The sequence below is a fragment of the Pedococcus bigeumensis genome (genome assembly GCF_006438965.1).
GTDB lineage: Bacteria > Actinomycetota > Actinomycetes > Actinomycetales > Dermatophilaceae > Pedococcus > Pedococcus bigeumensis_A.
In genome coordinates, this window is the sequence record NZ_RCZM01000004.1 from 377,220 (window position 1) to 398,930 (window position 21,711).

Genomic DNA, 21,711 nt, shown 5'->3' on the forward strand with positions numbered 1-21,711 from the left:
GGTCTCGAGCCGTCGATGTTTGCGCAGGTCAGCGGGTAGCTCAGGGACGCACCCATGACATTTGTCATGGGTGGTTCCTGAGTGCTGGCTGGATGCTGGGGCGGGCCCGATCGGGTCCCCACCCATCCCCGGAGGAGATGCGCAGATGGCATCGTTCAAACCCCGCGCCCGCAGGCTGATCGCCGGCGGTGCAGGACTGGCACTCGTCGTTGGCGGTGCAGCCGGTTTTCTCGGCAGGCACGAGCTCAACGAAGCGTGGCTGAAGTACCAGTGGCGTGACCGACACTACAACGCCGCCGTCATGGAGAAGGCCCTCATGATCGCCGGTGGCAACCCCGCCGAGGCGCAGAACGAGTCCAAGGAAGCGGTGACGATCGCCGAGCAGTTCGACCAGGCACGCACGGCACCGTCGGGGATCGTGGCACCGGGCGCCTACGGCTCCGCGTTCGCCCAGATCCAGGCGCTCCCTCACACCACCGGCGCCTGGAACGAGGTCACCAAGGTCCCCTACAACGCTGACGACCCGCGGTACCGGGACTGGAACTCCAACTCCTCCGGCGGCGCCGGCCACGTCACCGGACGCATCACCGGCCTTGCGGCCGATGCCGCCAACCACGTGTATGCCGCGGGGGCCGATGGCGGGGTCTGGCGGTCCTCCCAGGGTGGCGGCAACTGGACGCCCATCGCCGACACGCTGCCCTCGCTGAGCTCGGGCGACCTGCAGCTGGCCGGTGACGGATCGCTGTGGTTCGCGACGGGCGAGTCCAACACCGGCGCGACCTCCTACGTGGGCGCCGGCGTCTACCGGCTGGGCAACCCGACGTCCGGGTCCTTCGCTCCGACCGACCGGGTCGGCGGCAAGGAGCTCGAGTCGACCACGGTCGGCCGGGTCCGGTTTGGCGGCGGCTCGACCGTCTTCGCAGCCACCAACCGGGGCATCTGGTACCACGCGGCCGGCAGCAAGGCCGGTGCGTGGACCTTCGGCTTCGCGCCCAACATGAGCTGGATGCCCGAGATCAAGGACGACGCGGGCACCGTGCTCGTGCCGGCGGGCAGCGACTGGGGAGGCAACACGGCCTCGGGACCCACGAACGCGGCATACAAGAACATCGTCAACGACATCGCGGTGGACCCCAAGAACCCCAAGCACGTGATCGCCGCCATCGGCTGGCGCTCGGGCGACACCTACAACGGCTTCTACGAGACCAACGACTTCACGGCCGGCCCGTCGGGCTGGCACAAGCTGTCGGTGACCCTCGGAAGCATCACGAACACCAGCGACGTGGGTTACACGACCTTCGCCTTCAGCAAGACTGGCGACCGGTTGTACGCCCTGGTCCAACAGCCGAGCAAGATCAACGCAACCTCTTCTCTCGCAGGCATCTTCGTCTCCAAGACCGGATCGCCGAACGGCCCCTGGAACAAGATCGCCGACCAGCAGCAGCTGCACAACAGCGGCTCTGCCCTGGACCGCAAGGGTTACGGCGTCGGTGTGCAGGCCTGGTACAACCAGTTCCTCACCGTCGACCCGGCCAACCGCGACCACGTGTGGGCGGGGCTGGAAGAGGTCTTCGAGACCAAGGACGCGGGGTCGCACTGGTCGGCCGTGTCGCCGTACTGGAACTTCGGCTTCCCGTGCTGGAGCCTCAGTGACGCGTCGAACAAGTGCCCGCTGGCCGGTCACCCGGACCAGCACTCCGTGACGGTCGGTACCGCAGGTGGCACCCCGGTCGTGTTCTTCGGCAACGACGGCGGCGTCTACCGGCGCCCGGTCAACGGCACGGTCAACGCCAACGGCAACGCCACCGACCTGGTGTCGATGAGCTCCGACGGCACGATGGACGCCCTGCAGTACTACTCGGTCTCCGTGGGTCGTGACACCAAGAACGGCAGCGGTGTCGTGGTCTCCGGCGGCCTGCAGGACAACGGTGTGTCCAACCTGTTCAAGGTGGCTCCCAACGGCACCAACACCGACACCGAGATGGGCTCCAACTTCGGTGGCGACGGTGGTGACGGTTCGGCAGACCCGGCGAACGGCTGCAACCAGCTTCAGGAGTACGTCAACCTCGCAGTGAAGATCACCAACAACTGTGCGCTCAACCCCGGAGCGCTCAGCGAGGCCCAGGCCAGCTCCTGGTCCCTCGACCCCGGTGACCCGTCACCGCGGTTCATCGCCCCGATCGCGCTCGACGGCGCAGCGTCCGACCACTTCATCTTCGGCGGCCGCTACGTCTACATCGGCACCAAGGGCTGGACGGCCACGCGCAGCGCAGCCGACCTGACCAAGGCGTTCGACCTGGGCGCCGGGCACTCGGCGACCGCCGTCGCGATGCAGGGCGGGACGGCATACGTGTCGTGGTGTGGCCCGTGCAACAACGCCGGGTTCGCCCGGGGTATCGCCACCAACGCAGGAGGCACCTGGCACCAGCTCTCGCTGGCCAGCACCTTCCCGCTGCGGTTCGTCCAGGGCCTGGCCATCGACTCGGCCAACGGCAGCCACGCGTATGCCGCGATCAACGGCTTCTCGCGCCGGTTCACCGAAGGCCCCGGAGCAGGTGTCGGGCACGTCTATGAGACGAACGACGGCGGCGCCACCTGGGCCGACGTGAGCGCCAACCTGCCGGACGTCCCGGCCAGCACGGTCAAGCGGCTGTCCAACGGTGCGCTCGTCGTGGGCACCGACCTCGGCGCCTTCTACCGGGCGCCCGGAGCGACGTCGTGGCAGGTGCTGGGCACCGGGCTGCCGACCACCGTGGTGATGGATGTGGAAGCCGGTCCTGACGGCAACCTCTACGCCGCCACCCACGGACGCGGCATCTGGAGCATCACGCCTCCGCAGTGACGCAGGCAGTGCACCACCACCTGAAGAGGTGAACCGGGACGACCCCGACCGCGAGGAGCGGTCGGGGTCGTCTCGTCGCAATGAGAGGATGGCGCGCGTGATCGATCAGCTGTGGGAATGGATTGTCGTCGCCGTGGGCCTCCTCGTGGTCCTGGGCGGGGTGTTGCTCGGACTCGTGCGGGGACGGGGGCGCCGGACGAAGTCGGCTCCGACCCCGACGCGGGGGGCCGGCGGCTCGACCGACGTCCTGCCCGGTGTCGGTGACGACGCCACCCCACCGCGCGACGCGCCCAAGAGATCCATCGAGGACGCCGGCTCGGTCGACACCCTTCCCGCTCCCTCGGACGAGGACCTGCCGCCAGTCCAGCCGACCCCGACGCTGGACCGCCCGGACGCGCCGGCCGGACGACTCCAGAGGCTTCGCGCCCGGCTGGCCCGTTCCAACACCGCCCTCGGGCACGGGCTGCTGACCCTGCTGTCCCGTGGCAAGCTCGACGAGGCCGCCTGGGAAGAGGTCGAGGACACCCTCATCGCCTCCGACCTCGGTGTCGAGGCCAGCACCGAGCTCGTCGAGACGCTGCGCTCGCGGGTCAAGATCGAGGGCACGACCGACGAAGCCACCGTGCGCGGGTGGCTCCGAGAGGACCTGCTGCGGCTGGTGGACCCGACGATGGACCGCACCGTGGTCAGCTCGCGGGTCGACGGCCGCCCCGCCGTGGTGCTCGTGGTCGGAGTCAACGGGACCGGCAAGACCACCACCGTGGGCAAGCTGGCGCGCGTGCTCGTCGCGGAGGACAAGGACGTCGTCCTCGGGGCAGCGGACACCTTCCGCGCGGCCGCGGCCGACCAGCTCGAGACCTGGGGTGCCCGGGTGGGCGTGCCCACCATCCGCTCCGACCGTGACGGCGCGGACCCGGCCGCGGTGGCCTTCGACGCCGTCAAGGCCGGTGCCGAGATGGAGGCTGACGTGGTCCTCATCGACACCGCCGGCCGGCTGCACAACAAGGTCGGGCTGATGGACGAGCTCGGCAAGGTCAAGCGGGTCATCGAGAAGCAGAGCCCGATCGACGAGGTGCTGCTCGTCCTCGACGCCACGACCGGCCAGAACGGGCTGCGCCAGGCGGAGGTCTTCGCGCAGGTCGTCGACGTCACCGGCATCGTCCTCACCAAGCTCGATGGGACCGCCAAGGGCGGCATCGTGGTCTCGGTGCAGCGCAAGCTCGGCGTCCCCGTCAAGCTCGTGGGCCTGGGGGAGGGCCCGGACGACCTCGCACCGTTCGACCCCGAGGCCTTCGTCGACGCGCTTCTTGCCTAGCCGGTTCGCGCTCGCCGCCGCGCTGCTCACCATGGCAGTGGTGGGTATGCCGTGCGCGGCCTTGGCCGCGTCCGGCGCCGCGTCGAAGGGCGTCGACGTCCGGATCGACGACTCCCGGATCACCGAGTCGTCCGGCCTGGCACTGAGCGTCCGGCACCCGCACACCGTGTGGACGGGCAACGACTCCGGCGACACGGCACGGGTGTTCGCCATCGACACCGAGACCGGCAAGACCGTCGGGGTGCACACGTTCGACACCGAGGTCCGTGACGTCGAGGCGCTCGCCATCACACCCCAGGGACGCATGCTCGTCGCGGACATCGGGGACAACGACAGCGCCCGCCCGGTGGTGCGGGTGTTCTGGTTCGACGAGCCGGAGCTGGGCAGTACCTCGGGGGCGTGGGCCTCGTGGGAGCTGTCCTACCCCGACGGACCGCACAACGCCGAGTCCATCGCCGTCGACCCCACCTCCGGACGGGTCTTCGTCGTCACGAAGGGCCGGCCAGGCGCGGTCTACGCCCTTCCGGCGACGCCGAGCCGCAAGGGCGTGAACCGGTTGACCAAGGTCGGTCCGGCCCCCGACATCGCCACGGACGCGGTGTTCCTGCAAGGCGGGTCCGGTCTGGCTGTCCGGACCTACACCTCGCTGGTCGTCCTGGACCCTGACACCTGGCGCGAGACGTCGTACCAGGTGCTGCCTCTTCAACCGCAGGGCGAGACGCTCGCACTGGCTCCTGACGGCAACGGGCTGCTGGTGGGAACTGAGGGCACGCACTCACGGATCCAGCAGGTGGCGATCAACGTCCCTGCCAGCTCCACGACCACGACTGCCCCCAGTCCCACCGCCACCCCCGGCGGCGCACCCGCGACGTCGGGGCAGTCGCAGCCGCAAACCCAGTCGCAGACTCGCGCGGTGGGCGACGGCGAGGGCTCCCGGCTCGTGGCCAACCGTGGCGAGCTCTTCGCCGGCCTCGGGGCCTGCGCGGGGCTCGTGCTGCTGGCGTACCTCATCGCCCGCCTGGCCCGACGGGGTCGCCGGTGACCGTTCACGAGGAGCCATTGGCGGGCGGCAACACCGGCGTCGTCGTGCGCGTGGGCGACACGGTGCGGCGCCAGGCCGGCCCCTGGACGCCCGCCGTGCACGCCCTGCTGGACCATCTCGAGACCGTCGGTTTCGACGGCGCACCACGCGCCCTGGGGACCGACGAGCTGGGACGTGAGGTCGCGTCATACGTCGAGGGGGTCGCGGGCACGCTGGGACCGCAACCGCTCGCGCCGGAGTTCCAGACGATCGAGGCCTGCCGCGCGATCGGGGCGTGGGTGCGTGCGTTCCACGACGCCCAGGCTGGTTTCGCACCCGACCCCGCGCTTCCGTGGCGGGTGGTGCCGGGGCGGGCGTTGCGGCCGGGCGAAGTGGTCGTGCACCACGACGTCGGCACCTACAACACGGTGCTCCGACCGGACGGGTCGTTCGCGGTGATCGACTTCGACTTCGCGTCGCCGGGTGCGCCTGTGGAGGACCTTGCCTATGTGCTGTGGTCGTGGACGCCGCTCTGGGGTGAGTCAGCGGCGGTCCGACGGGAGATGGGGGCGGTGACGATGGCCGATCGGCTGCACAAGTTCGCGGCAGTGCTCGACGGGTATGCCGCGGACGCCGACCTGCGTGCCCAGGTCCCAGACGCCGTGCTGCAGTGCATGACCGACCACTCCCGCACAGTGGAAGAGCTTGCAGCGCAGGGGGATCCGGCATTCGTGCGGATGGTGGCGGATGGTCACGCGGAACATCCACTGCGGGACGCGGAGTGGTTCGCGTCCAGGCGTGAGCTGTTCGCGGCGGCTATCGCGCCGAGTGGTGTGCGCGGGTCCGAGTGACCGGGTTCGCAGAGCAGAGCAGTGCGTGCGGCGGGCAGGCACCCCTGGCCGGGCGAACAGGTCCGCCCTCCCGCGCAGCGCGCGAACGTGAGGGCACCCGCCTGCGGGGACCGGCCGGCATACCCGGCATGGCTTAACCTGTGCCCGTGGATGCGGGGGTCGTGGACCGGCTCGGTCGAGTGGCGAAGACGTGGCGGATCGCCGTCCTGCTCGCCCTCACCGTCATGTTCTGCGCGGGCTCGCTCGTGGGCAACGACCACTGGTGGCCGTTCAGCCCGTGGCGGATGTTCTCCACCTCCCAGGCCGCCACCGGATCCGTGTGGTCGACCGGCATCGAGGTGCAGACCGCGGACGCGCCCGGCGAGTGGGTGCGCGCGCCACTGACCCCTGAGAACGTCGGCCTGAACCGCGCCGAGGTCGAGGGACGCATCACCCAGATCGAAGCCGACCCGTCCCGCCTCGGCACCCTCGCGCGCAGCCACGCCGAGCTGCGCCCGACGGCAGCGGAGTGGACCGCGCTGCGGGTCGTTCGCCGACTCATCGTCGTGGTCGACCGCAAACCCACCGGCGAGGTGCGCACCGAGGTGCTGGCCCAGTGGGACGCGCGGTGAGCGGCGTCAACGGCGGGCCGGGCTCGGTCACCGGGCTCGCCGACCGCTCGATCGGCCAGCTCGGGCGCTGGCTGTTCACGCCGATGCCTGTGTCGAGGGTGGCCACGCTCCGCCTGCTCGTCTTCGCGTTCGTGATCGTCGACGTGGTGCTGCTGCACACCTCCGGCTGGTACCACGGCTACGCCGACCCCGTCTGGTACGAGCCGCTGGTCATGGGCAAGGTCCTGCACCTGCCGGCCGCCACGGTCCTGCTCGTGCAGGCGCTCAAGTGGGGCTGCGTGCTCGCTGCACTGGCCGCCATGACCGGCCGGGCGCCACGGCTGCTCGGCTGGACCGTCGCCATCGGGTGGGTCTGGTACCAGTACATCGCCTTCTCCTACGGCAAGGTCGACCACGACCGGGCGGACTTCGTGGTGGCCCTCGCGCTCCTGCCGACGGTGGGGCTGGCGCACCTGTCCGACCAACGTCGCAGCGAGGCCGCGGGCTTCGCGCTCCGAGCCGTCCAGCTGTCCGCCATCGCCACCTACTTCCTGTCGTCCTGGGCCAAGGTCCGGTTCGGCGGCTGGGACTGGGTCAACTCCGCGACCATGGTGCGGGCCGTGGTCCGGCGGGGTTCGCCGATGGCGCAGTGGCTGCTCGAGGTGCCGTGGACGCTGCACTGGTTCCAGTGGGTGCTGATGGGCGCCGAGCTCACCTCACCGGTCATCTTCGTGCTGTCCGAGAAGTGGCGCCGCCGGGTCGTGGGCGGCTGGTTCGTCTTCCACGCCATGACCTATGCCGCGATCACCATCGCCTTCTGGCCGCACCTCGTGATGATGCTCGCCTTCCTCCCGCTCGAGCGGTATGCCGCGTGGTTGCGTTCGCGCCTCGTCCGCCTCCGCGGGGGCGACGACGGCGGAGAAGGAGGCGGTGCGGGCGATGCTGCAGCCAGTCCTGACTCGCGAGTCTTTGAAGGATCCGCCACGCCCTGACGTGGCAGATCCTTCAAAGACCCGACGCTCGGGGCGATCTGGCGGGCGACCTAGTCCTGTCGGGGAGGCTGGGTAGGGTCGGTCGGGTGAGCAGAGCCGAACACATGACCGCGTTCCTGTCGGCGTTCGACCTGTCCCGCGAGCTGGCCGCCCGACCCGAGGTCCGTGCGACCTGGGACGCCGAGAGCGCCTGCGCTGGGATGACCGTCGGCGGGCTGACCTTCCACCTCCTCAAGCAGGCAGGCAACACCGCGCGTGGCCTGCGGGCCGCCCCGGACGAGGCCCCGCCGATCGCGCTCCAGGAGCACTACTCCCGCGCTGCCTGGGTCGAGGCAGGGCCCGACGACGAGCCAACGTGTCGATCCGCGAGGGTGAGAACGACGGCGCCCAGGTCGGCCCCGACGTCGTGCTGGAGCTGGCCGACGAGTGGGCCGCTGAGCTCCCAGCCCTGTTCGAGGCACCCCGCGACCCCGACACGATCTTCATCCCGTGGCAGGGCTGGTCCCTGACGACCGAGGACTTCCTGACGACCCGGATGATGGAGCTCGTCGTGCACGGTGACGACCTGGCCGCCAGCGTGGGCCTAGAGACACCGAGCTACTCCGACCACGTCATCTCCTCCGTCGTCGGCCTGCTCACCGGGGTCGCGGTCCGCCGCCACGGCCAGACGGCAGTGATCCGCGGACTCAGCCGCCCGCAACGCGCCCCCGCCTCGATCTCGGCGTTCTGACCGGGGCGCGCACGCGGCATACCCGGCCGTCCGTTGCCCTGAGACTGCTCCATCGGCCACCCCGTGTCGATCGCCTTCCAGCCGGTGGATCTCCGAAGAACGGCGGAGGGAGAGTCCCACGTCCGGCGCTAGGGTCGGCGTCGTGGAGTCCGACCAAGGCCAGCTGCCCGCCGCCGTACTCGCCGAGGCGCGGGTGCCACTGCCCACCGACATCGCGGGTTTCCACGACGCACTCCTGGAGGCGGCCGACGCCCACGACCCCATCCGGATGGACCACCTCGTGCACGGCTGGGGCGAGGCCCGGGCGGACCTGCTCCCCGGCCGCGACGAGGCCGAGCACCGGATGCACGCGGTGCTGGACCGGCGGCTCGGACAAGTGCTGTTCGGGGCCGGGCATCCTGCCGCGGGGCACGTGCTCGCGGACGCCCTCACGGCCGCGACCGCCTCCGGCGACGAGGTCGAGACCCTGCGCTGCCAGCTGGCGATGGTCCCGGTCGAGGTGCTGGTCGGCGATCCCGATGCGCTGGCTGCGGGGCGCGGCTACGTCGAACAGCTGCAGTCCCTGGGTGAGCCGGCCCACGCCGCGAGCGGTCTGATGGGTCTGGCCCAGGTCGCGCCCGAGGACGAGGGCCCGGTCATGGTCCTGCGGGCGTCGCACCTCTACGAGCAGGCGGGGGACACCGGGTGGGCGGCCGAGGCGGCGGTGCTGGCCGCGCGTGCCATGGTGGCGACCGAGGACCCGCGCACGGCAGACGTCCTCGAGCGGGCTCGGCGCCTGGTGGACCTCCACGTCACCGTGGAGCTGCGGGTAGCGCTCGCGGAGGTGGAGTCGATCGTGTTGTGGCAGGGCGGTGACGCGCCGACCGCGGCCATCCTGCTCGGCGAAGCCATCGACGCCTGCGAACGGACGGGTCGGCCCGTGGCCCCCGACCTGCGTGTGCTGCTGTGCGACGTCCTCGTCGAGGACGGCCAGTGGGATGCCCTCCGCACCCAGGCGCAGGCTCTGGCCCAGCTCGGCCGGCTGCTGGAGGACGACGTGCTCACCTCGATGGGGGAGCGCTACCTCGCCAGGGCCGGATAGCCGGCGGCTACCTCCGCCGGTCCTCCGCCTGTCCTCCGCCTGTCCTCCGCCTGTCCTCCGCCGTGACAGGATCCACCTCGGGGTCGGAGGGTCCAGGATGCGAGACGCTGACCAGCGCGTTACCTGATCCTTACCGATACGCAGATCCGCTAACACTCCCGTAACACGGAGCGGCGTTCGCCGAAATCCGCCGACGGCATGGTTCTCCGCATGAGCGCTATAACTTTCGTGGCGGCCGACGTGCCGTTCACCGACAGCGGGAACACCGCCTGGGTCCTTGCTGCGGCGGCCCTGGTGCTGTTCATGACACCGGGCCTCGCCCTCTTCTACGGAGGCATGGTTCGGACCAAGAGCGTGCTGAACATGATGATGATGAGCTTCATCACCATGGGCACGGTCGGCACAGTGTGGATCCTCTGGGGTTACAGCGAGACCTTCGGTCCCGATGTGGGCGGCGGCATCGTGGGCAACCCCTTCACGCATTTCGGACTGAAGGGAATTCTCGACCAGATCTACGGCTACGTGCCGGCTGACGCAGCCGCCGGAACCGCAGCAGCCGGTGGCATCCCCGCCCCGGCCTTCGTGGCCTTCCAGGTCGTCTTCGCCATCATCGCCGTCGCGCTGGTGTCCGGTGCGATCGCAGACCGCGCCAAGTTCACCGCCTGGACCGTCTTCACCGTCGTGTGGGCAACCCTCGTCTACTTCCCCGCGGCCCACTGGGTGTTCGCGTTCAGCGGGTACGCCGCCGAGACCGGTGGCTGGATCGCCAACAAGGCAGACGGGCTGCTGTTCGGCGGCGCCGGTGCCTATGACTTCGCGGGTGGAACCGCAATCCACATCAACGCTGGTGCGGCCGGCCTGGCCCTGGCCATCGTGCTCGGCAAGCGCATCGGGTTCGCCAAGGAGCCCATGCGTCCGCACAACCTGACGCTGGTCATGATCGGCGCGGGCATCCTGTGGTTCGGCTGGTTCGGCTTCAACGCGGGCTCGGCCCTCGGCGCCGGCACGCAGGCTGCAGGCGTCTGGGTCAACACCCTGGCGGCGACCTGCACCGCGATGCTCGGCTGGCTGATCGTGGAAAAGGTCCGCGACGGTCACCCCACCTCCCTCGGTGCCGCCTCCGGCGTCGTCGCAGGCCTGGTCGCCATCACCCCGGCCTGTGCCACGGTCTCCCCGATCGGCGCCCTGATCGTCGGCCTCGTCGCCGGCGCCGGGTGTGCCCTCGCGGTGGGCCTGAAGTTCCGGTTCGGCTTCGACGACAGCCTCGACGTCGTGGGTGTCCACCTCGTCGGTGGTCTCATCGGAACCCTGCTCATCGGCCTGCTGGCCACCAAGGGCAGCCCGACCGGTGCTGCCGGCCTGGACGTCAACGAGGGCGTGTTCTACGGCGGCGGGTTCTCCCAGCTCGGGGCCCAGGTCACCGGCGCCCTCACCGTCATGGTCTTCTCCTTCGTCATGACGTACCTGATCGGCCTGGCCATCCACAAGACCATCGGCTTCCGGGTCGACGACACGCAGGAGTCGCAGGGTGTCGACCTCTCCGAGCACGCTGAGAGCGCGTACGACCTGAGTGGCCTGACGGGTGGACGCTTCGGCTCACCTGGTGCAGTCTCGACCGCGTCGTCCGGCAAGCCTGCCAAGACCCATGAGGGAGCATCGGCATGAAACTCGTGACCGCGATCATCAAGCCCCACCAGCTCGACGAGGTGAAGGAGGCCCTGGAGGCCTACGGAATCTCGGGCATGACCGTCAGCGAGGCGTCCGGCTACGGTCGGCAGCGCGGCCACAGCGAGGTCTACCGTGGTGCTGAATACACCGTCGACTTCGTGCCCAAGGTCCGCGTCGAGGTCCTCGTCGACGACATCGACGCCACCTCGGTGGCCGACGTCATCCTGAAGGGCGCCCAGACCGGCCGGATCGGTGACGGCAAGATCTGGACGGTGCCCGTCGAGGACGTCGTCCGGGTCCGCACCGGAGAGCGCGGCGTCGACGCCCTCTGAGGCAAACCAAGCACTGGGTATGGCGCCCGGTCCCGTTCGCGGGGCCGGGCGCCATCGCGCGTTGCCCGGGCCGACGCGGGCGCCTGGGAGTTTCTGTTGGTAGCGAAACTTCCGGATATCCGGAAGTTTCGCTACCAACGGGCCTGAGGTAGGCGAGCCGGCGGGAGGGCTCGGCGTGCGCAGGGGCGGCCACGCGGCATACGTCTAACACGGGCGTAACACGACGGCTCACGTTCGGAAACGTCGGAAGGGCACGGTGGGCACGTGACGATCGAGCAGAGCGACCTGGCGGCACGCCGCCTCGACCTGGCGGGGGCCAGGGGCTTCGACGCCCCCGGGGCCGGTCAGGCCCGCCGCGAAGCCATCGCGACCCTGACCCGGGGCTGGCTGAGCGACGTCTGGAAGGTGGCCCTGGACGGTCGCTCCGCTGAGGGCATCGCGCTGGCCTCGGTCGGCAGCCTCGCCCGGGGTGATGCCGGCCCGCTCAGCGACGTCGACCTCGTGCTGCTGCACTACGGGCGCTCGCTCAGCGGCGACGACCTGCGCGGACTGGCCGACCGGGTCTGGTACCCCGTCTGGGACGCCGGGGTCAAGCTCGACCACGCCGTCCGCACGGTCAACCAGTGCCGCACCGTGGCCTCGGGCGACCTGGCTGTCGCCGTTGGCCTGCTCGACCTGCAGTGCGTGGCGGGCGACCCCGAGGTCGTGGCTGCCGCCCGGTCGACGGTCTCGCACGACTGGCGCGGCAACGCCCGCCGCCGGCTGCCCCAGCTCGTCGACAGCCTCAAGGCGCGGCACGCCCGGCACGGCGAGCTGGCCCAGAGCCTCGAACCGGACCTCAAGGAGGCGCACGGCGGGCTCCGCGACATGACGGTGCTCGGCGCCCTCGTGGCCGCCTGGCTCACCGACCGCCCCCACGTGGGGGTCGACGAAGCGCACCAGACCCTGCTCGACGCCCGTGACGCGGTCCACGTCGTCACGGGACGCGGCCGCGACCGGCTCACCCGGGAGGACCACGATGCCGTCGCCGCGCTGCTCGGCCACAGCGACTCCGACGAGATGATGACGGCGGTCGCCGACGCGGGTCGCACCATCGCCTACGCCCTCGACGGCACCGTCCGTCGGGCCGGCCAGTCGCAGCGCGCCCGCACCCTGCGGGTAGGCCCCCGACGGCCCCAGCTCAACCCGCTCGGTTTCGGCATGTTCGAGCACGACGGTGAGGTGGTCCTCGGGCCTCGCAGCACCCTGTCGACCGACGCGCTCCTGCCGTTGCGCGCCGCCGTCGTCGCCGCGCGCAACAACCTGCCCATCGCCCCGACGACGCTGGCCAACCTCGCCGGCCAGGCGCCGACGCTGCCGGACCCGTGGCCGCTGATCGCCCGTGACCTGTTCGCCGACCTCCTGGCCACCGGACCCGGCCTGATCGGCGTCTGGGAGGGGCTGGACCAGGCCGGCATCATCGACCGCTGGCTGCCGGAGTGGGCCGCGGTGCGTTCCCGTCCGCAGCGCAGTGCGGTCCACCGCCACACGGTGGACCGGCACCTCATCGAGACCGTGGTGCTCGCCGGGGGACTGGTGCGCTCGGTCACCCGCGCCGACCTGCTGCTGCTCGCGGCCCTGTTGCACGACATCGGCAAGATCCGTGGCGCACACGACCACTCGGCAACAGGCGCCCCGCTGGCGAGGGCGATCGCCATCCGGCTGGGCTACCCCGCCGCCGACGTCGATGTCGTCACCACCTTGGTCCGCGAGCACCTCACCCTGATGGATCTGGCCACCCGTCGTGACCACCAGGACGCCGGCACCGTCACCGCAGCGCGAGCCGCCGTCAACGGGTCGCGCGACGTGTTCGACCTGCTCGTGGCCCTCACCGAGGCCGACGCGAGTGCCGCCGGCCCGCTCGCCTGGACCGACTGGCGGGCGACCCTGCTGAGCCAGCTCGCCGATGGAGCCCGCAAGGGCTGGGAAGAAGGCAGTGTGCCACCGCCGGCAGAGACCGCGACCGTCGACGAGGCGGACCTCCAGGCGGTCGCCGCGGGGGATCCGCGGGTCATCGTCCGTCCCCAGGGCGGGTCCTACCGCATCGACGTCTTCGACCGCGACCGGCTGGGACTGTTCGCCGACACGGCAGGCCTGCTCGCGGCATACGGGCTGGTCGTCCGCACCGCGATCCTGCGCACCATCGACGGCGTCGCGGCCAACGAGTGGCACGTGGAGAGCCCCAGCGGTGAGCCGCCGCAGGAGGAGCGGATCGTGCGCGGGCTGGAGCGGCTCGCCCAAGGCGACCGAGGCCCGTTGGGGTTGCTGGAACGCCGCCGGGCGTTCGCCGCGCGACCCAGCGGCGAGTCCGCCACGGGGTCGCCCGGGCAGGCGCGAGCGCTCGTGGTCCCGCACGCCTCCGAGGAGGCGACCGTGATCGAGGTGCGCGCCCAGGACCGCCAGGGCCTGCTCCACGAGCTCGGCTTGGGGTTCGCCAAGGCGGGCCTCTCGGTGCGCTCCGCACACATCGCCACGTATGCCGGTCAGACCCTGGACACGTTCTACCTCACCGAGTTCGGTGGTCGCCTCCTGTCGCCGGCCAAGGTCGCGCAGACGGTGTCCATGGTGATCGACACCTGCGACGGCGCCGCGCCCGCCTGAGGCAGGGCGTGTGCTTGAGACGGCGCTCGGGCGGCGCGTCAGGCACACGACGCGGGTTCGATTAACCTTGGGCGCGTGTTCACCTCACTCTCCGACCGCCTGACAGCCACCTTCAAGAACCTGCGGGGCAAGGGGCGACTGTCCGAGTCCGACGTCAACGCGACGATCCGCGACATCCGGCTCGCGCTGCTCGACGCGGACGTCTCGTTGCCCGTGGTCAAGAAGTTCACCCACGCCGTGCGCGAGCGCGCCATGGGTGCGGAGGTCTCGGGTGCGCTGAACCCGGCGCAGCAGGTCGTCAAGATCGTCAACGAGGAGCTCGTCGACATCCTCGGTGGGGCGACCCGGACCATCGTGTTCGCCAAGAACCCGCCCACCGTCATCATGCTCGCCGGCCTCCAGGGTGCGGGCAAGACGACCCTCGCCGGCAAGCTCGGGCGCTGGCTGAAGGAGCAGGGCCACACCCCGATCCTCGTCGCCGCCGACCTGCAGCGCCCCAACGCCGTGACCCAGCTCGAGGTCGTCGGCGAGCGCGCCGGCATCCCGGTCTACGCCCCCGAGCGCGGCAACATCGGCGGCCACGACGCCGTCGGGCCGACGGGGGAGGGCACCAAGTCCTTCGGTGACCCGGTCGCGGTGTCCCGCGCGGGCATCGAGCAGGCCCGCCGTGCCCAGCACGACGTCGTCATCGTCGACACCGCCGGTCGGCTGGCCGTCGACGAGAACCTCATGCAGCAGGCCGCCGACATCCGCGCCGCCATCTCACCCGACGAGGTCCTGTTCGTCATCGACGCGATGATCGGCCAGGCCGCGGTCGACACGGCGCTCGCGTTCCAGGAGGGCGTCGACTTCACCGGTGTGGTCCTGTCCAAGCTCGACGGTGACGCCCGCGGTGGCGCTGCTCTGTCGGTCGCGTCGGTCACCGGCCGCCCGATCATGTTCGCCAGCACCGGTGAAGGCGTGAAGGACTTCGAGGTCTTCCACCCCGACCGGATGGCCTCGCGCATCCTCGACATGGGTGACGTGCTCACCCTCATCGAGCAGGCCGAGAAGGCGTTCGACGCCAGCCAGGCGCAGGAGATGCACCGCAAGTTCCTCGCCGAGGAGGACTTCACCTTCGACGACTTCCTGCAGCAGATGTCGGCGCTGAAGAAGATGGGCGGCATGAAGGCGATGCTCGGGATGATGCCGGGCATGGGCCAGATGAAGGCCCAGCTGGACAACCTCGACCCGCGCGAGTTCGACCGCATCGAGGCGATGGTCCGGTCGATGACGCCGTTCGAGCGCACTCACTCCAAGCAGATCAACGGGTCGCGCCGGCTGCGCATCGCCAAGGGTTCCGGCGTGCAGGTGTCCGAGGTCAACGGGCTGCTCGAGCGGTTCACCGAGGCGCAGAAGATGATGAAGCAGCTCGCCCGCGGCGGCAACATCCCCGGGATGCCGGGCATGCCCGGGATGGGTGGCGGCAAGAAGGGCCGACAGCAGGCGCAGCAGCGCAAGAAGTCCAAGTCCGGCAACCCCGCCAAGCGGGCGGCCGAGGAGCGGGCGGCTCTCGAGAAGGGCACGGCCGCGAAGCCGAGTGGCGGTGGCGCGGCGTTCGGTGGTGGCGGTGCCGGCGCCGGGGACGGCGGCATACCTGCTGACCTCGACCCCAACCAGCTGCCCGCAGGCTTCGAGAAGTTCCTCGGAAGGTGAGTGGCGCGGCGCCGCTGCACACGCTCTCGGTCGGCACTGCCGGACCGCGAATCGCCTTTCTGCACGGGCTTTTCGGACAGGGACGCAACTGGTCCCAGATCGCCAAGGCGCTCGCCGGTCCGGACGGCACGGGTGCGCGCAGCACCGTGGTCGACCTCCCGGACCACGGCCGGTCGCCGTGGTCGCAGGAGTTCTCCTTCGAGGGGTATGCCGCGTCAGTCGCCGACACGCTGCGCGGCATCGACGCTGACGCGTCGTGGGTCGTCGTGGGCCACTCCCTGGGTGGCAAGACCGCGATGCTGCTTGCGCTCCAGCACCCCGAGCTGGTGTCCCGGCTCGTCGTCGTCGACATCGCGCCCAAGAGCTACGGCAGCCTCGAGCGGTTCAGCGGCTACATCGAGGAGATGCAGCACCTCCCGTTGGCCGAGCTGACCAACCGGGGCGACGCGGAGGCGCGGTTCGAGGAGCCGAACCCAGGGGTGAAGGCCTTCCTGCTGCAGAACCTGCGCCGCGACGGCGACTCGTGGCGCTGGCAGGCCAACCTCGACCTGTTCGCCGCAGACGCCGCCACGGGGACGGACTCGGTGATCGCAGCGTGGCCCGAGTCGGCCGCGCAGCTGCCGCCGTTCACCGGACCGGTCCTGTGGATCGCCGGCTCGGAGTCGACCTACATCACCGACGAGGACCTGCCGGCGATGCGGGCGCTGTTCCCCAAGGTGCGCCAGCTGACCGTCAAGGGCGCGACGCACTGGGTCCACACCGACGCGCCCGAGATCGTCGTCGAGGCGTTGCGCCTGTTCATCCATCCGCTGACCGAGCCCGCCTGAGCGCCATCCGGTTCCGCGGCTGGATCGGTCGCTAGGGTCGGTCCATGGCAACGGTGCTGCACCTGCAGGGTGAGGTCCTGGTCGGGCCCGAGGACGTGCGTCCCGAGGCGTGGGTGGTCGGCGGGAGGCTGACCTTCGAACGGCCGACTGCGAGCGGCGACGACGTCCAGGTGATCCGCGGCTACGTGCTCCCGGGCCTGGTCGACGCCCACTGCCACGTGGGGCTGGACGCCCACGGTGCGGTGGACGACGCGACCTCAGAAGCCCAGGCTCTGGCCGACCGCGAAGCCGGCACGCTGCTCATCCGCGATGCCGGGTCGCCCGCCGACACCCGGTGGATCGACGAGCGTGACGACCTGCCCAAGGTCATCCGGGCCGGGCGCCACATCGCGCGGACCCGCCGCTACATCCGCAACTTCGCCCACGAGATCGAGCCCGACCAGCTGGTCGAGCGGGTCCGGCTGGAGGCCCGCGCCGGCGACGGCTGGGTCAAGCTCGTGGGGGACTGGATCGACCGTGACGCCCGCGACCTCACGCCCTGCTGGCCGGTCGACGTGCTGACGGATGCGATTGCCGCCGCCCACGAGGAGGGTGCCCGGGTCACGGCGCACTGCTTCGGCGAGGCGTCGCTCTACGACTTCGCCGCGGCCGGCACCGACTGCATCGAGCACGCCACGGGGCTGGAGGCCGAGACCATCGCCCAGTTCGCGGAGCAACAGATCGCGATCGTCCCCACCCTGGTCAACATCGCGACGTTCCCGGCCCTCGCCGAACCCGCCCAGGAGAAGTTCCCGGACTACCACCGCCGGATGCTCGCGCTGCACGAACGCCGCTACGCCACCATCGGCGCGGCCCACGACGCCGGCATCCCCATCTACCTCGGCACCGACGCCGGCGGCTCGCTGCGGCACGGCCTGGTGGCCGACGAGGCGCTCGAGCTCACCAAGGCCGGGCTGTCCGCCGACGAGGCGTTGTCTGCGGCGACCTGGGGCGCCCGCGAATGGCTGGGCCGCCCCGGGCTGGAGGAAGGCGCGGACGCGGACCTCGTCGTCTACGCCGCCGACCCGCGGCGTGAGATCCGGGCGCTCGCGGCACCCGAGCACGTCGTCCTCCGAGGCCGCGACTTCTCCTGACCCCGCGGCACCCTGCCGCATCCCCGCCGCAACCCCGCCCCCGCCGCAACCCCGCCCCACCCGGGACCTGCGTGGACAGGGGCGCGGGCGGCATACCGGCGGGCCTTTCCACGATGCGAGACATAAGGTCATGTTATTTGACCGATAACCAAACGCTATCCAAACTCCTAGTTGTCACATAGGAGTTGCGCAGCCTGCGCACCGCGCCGCAAGGCACCGAAGGAGCCCCCGATGACGTCGACCCGCCGTCACCCCCGCCTCGCCCTGGCCGCCGCCGCGACCGTCGGCGCGATGGTGATGAGTGCCTGTGCCGGTGGGGGAGCCAGTGACACGGTCGGTGCCGCCGCGGACGCGGAGAACGCCGCCGCCAAGACCGGCACCATCAACCTCTATGCGTATGCCGTGCCGAAGGTCGGCTTCGACAAGCTGATCCCCGCGTTCAACAAGACCGCGGCGGGCAAGGGCGTGCAGTTCCAGCAGTCCTACGGCGCTTCGGGCGACCAGTCGCGCAAGGTGGCGGCAGGTGCCACGGCTGACTTCGTGAACTTCTCGGTTGAGCCGGACATCACCCGCCTCGTCGACGCAGGGCTGGTCGCCAAGGACTGGAATGCCAACCAGTACAAGGGAATTCCGTTCGGCTCGGTCGTCACGATCGTGGTCCGCAAGGGCAACCCCAAGGGGATCAAGGACTGGGACGACCTGCTCAAGCCGGGCGTCGAGGTGGTCACCCCGAACCCGTTCAGCTCGGGCAGTGCCAAGTGGAACCTGCTGGCTCCGTATGCCGCGAAGAGCGACGGCGGCAAGAACCCGCAAGCGGGTCTCGACTACATCGAGAAGCTCGTGACCGGTCACGTCAAGGTGCAGCCGAAGTCAGGACGCGAGGCGACCGAGACGTTCCTGCAGGGGACCGGCGACGTGCTGCTGAGCTATGAGAACGAGGCCCTCTTCGCCGAGCGCAGCGGCGACCCGGTCGAGCACGTCACCCCGCCGACGACGTTCAAGATCGAGAACCCCACCGCCGTGCTGAGCGGGAGCAAGAACCTCGCCAAGGCCAAGGCCTTCAACGACTTCCTGTTCACGCCGGAGGCCCAGAAGCTGTGGGCGCACGCCGGCTTCCGACCGGTCGACCCGGCGGTGGCCAAGGAGTTCGCGGCCGACTTCCCGGCCCCCCAGAAGCTCTGGACGATCGACGACCTGGGCGACTGGAAGACCGTGGACGGGACGCTGTTCAAGAAGGACACCGGCTCCATCGCGGTCATCTACGACAAGGCGACGTCGTAGGGAGATGACCACGACCACCGCAAGCGTGCGCAGGGACGACACCTCGACCACCGAGGTGGCGTCCCTGCCGCCGCGCCCTGATCCTTCTCGTCGCAGGCCCCAGCTCGGCCGCCCCCTCGGGGTCGGGCTGGTCGGACTGTGGCTGAGCGTGCTCGTCCTGCTACCGCTCGCCGCGCTCACCGTCACCTCGCTCGGCGACGGGGTAGGCGGCTTCTGGGACGCCGTCACGGCTCCTGTCGCCCTGGCCTCCCTGCGCGTGACGGTCCTGGTCGCCGCCCTCGTCGCCGTGGTGAACGCCGTCATGGGCACCCTGATCGCCTGGGTGCTGGTGCGCGACGAGTTCCCCGGCAAGCGGATCGTCAACGCGCTGATCGATCTGCCGTTCGCCCTGCCCACGATCGTCGCCAGCATCGTGCTGCTGTCGCTCTACGGACCGAACAGCCCGATCCACGTGCACCTCAACGCCACCCAGCCCGGACTGTGGGTCGCGCTCGCGTTCGTCACACTGCCGTTCGTCGTGCGCTCCGTCCAGCCGGTGCTCATCGAGGCCGACCGCGAGGTCGAGGAGGCCGCCGCGTCGCTGGGCGCGTCGAACTGGACCACCTTCCGCCGGGTCGTCCTGCCGACGCTGGCCCCGGCCCTGATCAGCGGCACCGGCTTGGCGTTCGCGCGGGCGATCGGGGAGTACGGCTCGGTCGTGCTCATCGGCGGCAACATCCCGCGCAAGACGCAGGTGGCCTCGCAGTACATCCAGCAGCAGATCGAGATCGACCGACCCCTGAACGCCGCCGCCGTGTCGGTGGCACTGCTGGCGATCGCCTTCGTCACCCTGTTCGTGCTGCGGGTGTTCGCCGGCCGCAGCCAGCGCCGCGAGGAGGACGCCCAGTGAAGACCTCCACGGGCGCCCGACTGGGCCTGCGCACCATCGCGCTCGGCTACCTCGTGCTGCTGATCGCCGTGCCCATCGTGCTCATCCTCGTGCGCACGTTCGGCGAGGGCATCGGGGCGTTCCTGGAGTCGATCAGGACCCCTGCGGCGATCTCCGCGCTCAACCTGTCGCTGCTGATCGTGGCGATCGTCGTGCCGCTCAACGTGCTGTTCGGTGTCGCGACCGCCTTGGCGTTGGTGCGCGGCCGGTTCCGCGGGCGCGGCGTCATCCAGGCCGTGGTCGACCTGCCGTTCGCGGTGTCGCCGATCGTCGTGGGCGTCTCGCTCATCCTGCTGTGGGGAGCCGACGGCTGGTTCGGCGGTCTCGAGCGGCTCGGGTTCAAGGTCATCTTCGGTCTGCCGGGGATGGTCATCGCGACGCTGTTCGTCACGCTGCCGTTCGTCGTGCGCGAGGTGGAGCCGGTGCTGCACGAGATCGGCACCGAGCAGGAGCAGGCCGCCTCCACCCTCGGCGCCAGCACCTGGCAGACGTTCTGGCGGATCACCCTGCCGGCGATCCGCTGGGGCCTGACCTATGGCGTCGTCCTCACCATCGCCCGCGCCCTGGGCGAGTTCGGCGCGGTCATCATGGTCAGCTCCGGCTTCCCGGGGGTCTCCCAGACCCTCACCCTGCTCGTCCACTCCCGCTACATCGACGACCACAACACCTACGGCGCCTACGCAGCGGCCACCCTGCTGATGGGCCTGGCCGTGGTGACGCTGCTCGGCATGACTGCGCTCGACCGCAAGAGGAGAACCACATGATCACCGTCGTCGACGCCCGCAAGAACTACGGGGACTTCGCCGCCCTCGACAACGTGACCCTCGACATCCCCGCGGGCTCGCTCACCGCACTGCTGGGGCCGAGCGGGTCGGGCAAGTCGACGCTGCTGCGCTCGATCGCCGGACTCGAGCAGCTCGACGGCGGGCGCATCGTCATCGGCGGCCGCGACGTGACCGGGGTGGCACCGCAGAAGCGCGGCATCGGTTTCGTCTTCCAGCACTACGCCGCCTTCAAGCACATGACGGTGCGCGACAACGTCGCCTTCGGCCTGACCATCCGCAAGCGCCCCAAGGCCGAGATCGCGCGCAAGGTCGACGACCTGCTGGAGATCGTCGGGCTCGACGGGTTCCAGCACCGCTACCCGGCCCAGCTCTCCGGCGGCCAGCGCCAGCGGATGGCTCTGGCCCGTGCCCTCGCCGTCGACCCCGAGGTGCTGCTCCTCGACGAACCCTTCGGAGCCCTCGACGCCAAGGTGCGCGCCGACCTGCGGCAGTGGCTGCGCCGACTGCACGACGAGGTCCACGTCACGACCGTGCTGGTCACCCACGACCAGGAGGAGGCGCTCGACGTCGCCGACCGGATCGCCGTCCTCAACAAGGGCCGGATCGAGCAGGTGGGTGATCCGGTGACCCTCTACGACCGCCCCGCCAACGACTTCGTGATGTCGTTCCTGGGTTCGGTGGCCAGGCTCGGCGGCCAGCTGGTACGTCCGCACGACATCGCCCTCGACCGCAGCCGGGAGCGTGCGGAGGCGCTGGACGCCCGTGTCGGCGGGTCGCCCGGTGTCGTCGAGGCGGTCGTCGAGCGCGTCGTGCGGCTCGGCTTCGAGGTGCGGATCGACCTGCGCACCGACTCCGGTGTCCGCTTCGCGGCGCAGGTCACCCGGGCCGAGGCCGACGCCCTGGGTCTGGCGGACGGCGAGACCGTCTACGCCCGCGCGACGACGGGACCGGACGCGGCCGAGCTCCACCCGGCGCTCGCCATCTGACGCGCGGCCTCCGG

At 70.6% G+C, this 21,711-nt stretch carries 18 protein-coding genes; all 18 read left to right on the forward strand.

Going from position 1 to position 21,711, the window contains the following annotated elements; translation table 11 throughout:
- Nucleotides 1-145: 145 nt before the first annotated feature.
- The 18 genes from EAH86_RS13295 (at nucleotide 146) to EAH86_RS13380 (ending at nucleotide 21,697) form a co-directional block, all read left to right on the forward strand.
- Nucleotides 146-2,842 (forward strand): WD40/YVTN/BNR-like repeat-containing protein, encoded by a 2,697-nt coding sequence (locus tag EAH86_RS13295; protein WP_140741507.1) that lies wholly within the window; start codon nucleotides 146-148, stop codon nucleotides 2,840-2,842.
- A gap of 88 nt (nucleotides 2,843-2,930) precedes the next feature.
- Nucleotides 2,931-4,157, forward strand: coding sequence for a signal recognition particle-docking protein FtsY (gene ftsY, locus EAH86_RS13300; RefSeq protein WP_140741509.1), 1,227 nt, complete (start codon nucleotides 2,931-2,933; stop codon nucleotides 4,155-4,157).
- Nucleotides 4,150-5,199 carry a hypothetical protein gene (locus EAH86_RS13305; RefSeq protein WP_140741511.1) on the forward strand — a complete coding sequence of 350 codons (1,050 nt, stop codon included), beginning with the start codon at nucleotides 4,150-4,152 and terminating at the stop codon, nucleotides 5,197-5,199. The genes ftsY and EAH86_RS13305 overlap by 8 nt, the downstream gene beginning before the upstream one ends.
- Nucleotides 5,196-6,029 carry an aminoglycoside phosphotransferase family protein gene (locus tag EAH86_RS13310; RefSeq protein WP_161988650.1) on the forward strand — a complete coding sequence of 278 codons (834 nt, stop codon included), beginning with the start codon at nucleotides 5,196-5,198 and terminating at the stop codon, nucleotides 6,027-6,029. Before EAH86_RS13305 ends, EAH86_RS13310 begins: the two co-directional genes overlap by 4 nt.
- A gap of 146 nt (nucleotides 6,030-6,175) precedes the next feature.
- Nucleotides 6,176-6,640 (forward strand): hypothetical protein, encoded by a 465-nt coding sequence (locus EAH86_RS13315; protein ID WP_140741515.1) that lies wholly within the window; start codon nucleotides 6,176-6,178, stop codon nucleotides 6,638-6,640.
- Nucleotides 6,637-7,611, forward strand: a complete 975-nt coding sequence (locus tag EAH86_RS13320) for an MFS transporter permease (RefSeq protein WP_140741517.1) — start codon at nucleotides 6,637-6,639, stop codon at nucleotides 7,609-7,611. Before EAH86_RS13315 ends, EAH86_RS13320 begins: the two co-directional genes overlap by 4 nt.
- Nucleotides 7,612-7,966: 355 nt before the next feature.
- On the forward strand, nucleotides 7,967-8,341 hold the full coding sequence (locus tag EAH86_RS13325) for a maleylpyruvate isomerase N-terminal domain-containing protein (protein ID WP_140741519.1): 375 nt from the start codon (nucleotides 7,967-7,969) through the stop codon (nucleotides 8,339-8,341).
- Between the two features lie 142 nt (nucleotides 8,342-8,483).
- Nucleotides 8,484-9,422 carry a hypothetical protein gene (locus tag EAH86_RS13330; protein ID WP_140741521.1) on the forward strand — a complete coding sequence of 313 codons (939 nt, stop codon included), beginning with the start codon at nucleotides 8,484-8,486 and terminating at the stop codon, nucleotides 9,420-9,422.
- A gap of 210 nt (nucleotides 9,423-9,632) precedes the next feature.
- Nucleotides 9,633-11,087 (forward strand): ammonium transporter, encoded by a 1,455-nt coding sequence (locus tag EAH86_RS13335; protein WP_194150780.1) that lies wholly within the window; start codon nucleotides 9,633-9,635, stop codon nucleotides 11,085-11,087.
- Nucleotides 11,084-11,422 (forward strand): P-II family nitrogen regulator, encoded by a 339-nt coding sequence (locus EAH86_RS13340; RefSeq protein WP_140741526.1) that lies wholly within the window; start codon nucleotides 11,084-11,086, stop codon nucleotides 11,420-11,422. The genes EAH86_RS13335 and EAH86_RS13340 overlap by 4 nt, the downstream gene beginning before the upstream one ends.
- A gap of 264 nt (nucleotides 11,423-11,686) precedes the next feature.
- Nucleotides 11,687-14,062, forward strand: coding sequence for a [protein-PII] uridylyltransferase (locus tag EAH86_RS13345; RefSeq protein WP_241668354.1), 2,376 nt, complete (start codon nucleotides 11,687-11,689; stop codon nucleotides 14,060-14,062).
- A 75-nt stretch (nucleotides 14,063-14,137) separates the two neighbouring features.
- On the forward strand, nucleotides 14,138-15,757 hold the full coding sequence (gene ffh, locus EAH86_RS13350) for a signal recognition particle protein (protein WP_140741528.1): 1,620 nt from the start codon (nucleotides 14,138-14,140) through the stop codon (nucleotides 15,755-15,757).
- Nucleotides 15,754-16,584 carry an alpha/beta fold hydrolase gene (locus tag EAH86_RS13355; protein ID WP_140741530.1) on the forward strand — a complete coding sequence of 277 codons (831 nt, stop codon included), beginning with the start codon at nucleotides 15,754-15,756 and terminating at the stop codon, nucleotides 16,582-16,584. The genes ffh and EAH86_RS13355 overlap by 4 nt, the downstream gene beginning before the upstream one ends.
- A gap of 44 nt (nucleotides 16,585-16,628) precedes the next feature.
- Nucleotides 16,629-17,717: an amidohydrolase family protein gene (locus EAH86_RS13360; protein ID WP_140741532.1), complete on the forward strand. Its 1,089-nt coding sequence runs from the start codon at nucleotides 16,629-16,631 to the stop codon at nucleotides 17,715-17,717.
- Between the two features lie 231 nt (nucleotides 17,718-17,948).
- Nucleotides 17,949-18,998, forward strand: coding sequence for a sulfate ABC transporter substrate-binding protein (locus EAH86_RS13365; RefSeq protein WP_140741534.1), 1,050 nt, complete (start codon nucleotides 17,949-17,951; stop codon nucleotides 18,996-18,998).
- 4 nt (nucleotides 18,999-19,002) lie between these two features.
- Nucleotides 19,003-19,887, forward strand: coding sequence for a sulfate ABC transporter permease subunit CysT (gene cysT, locus EAH86_RS13370; protein WP_140741536.1), 885 nt, complete (start codon nucleotides 19,003-19,005; stop codon nucleotides 19,885-19,887).
- The gene (cysW, locus tag EAH86_RS13375; RefSeq protein ID WP_140741538.1) at nucleotides 19,884-20,690 is read left to right on the forward strand and encodes a sulfate ABC transporter permease subunit CysW; all 807 of its coding nucleotides are present in this window, start codon (nucleotides 19,884-19,886) and stop codon (nucleotides 20,688-20,690) included. Before cysT ends, cysW begins: the two co-directional genes overlap by 4 nt.
- Complete coding sequence (locus tag EAH86_RS13380) at nucleotides 20,687-21,697, forward strand: sulfate/molybdate ABC transporter ATP-binding protein (protein ID WP_140741540.1); 1,011 nt, start codon at nucleotides 20,687-20,689, stop codon at nucleotides 21,695-21,697. The genes cysW and EAH86_RS13380 overlap by 4 nt, the downstream gene beginning before the upstream one ends.
- The last annotated feature ends 14 nt before the right edge of the window (nucleotides 21,698-21,711 follow it).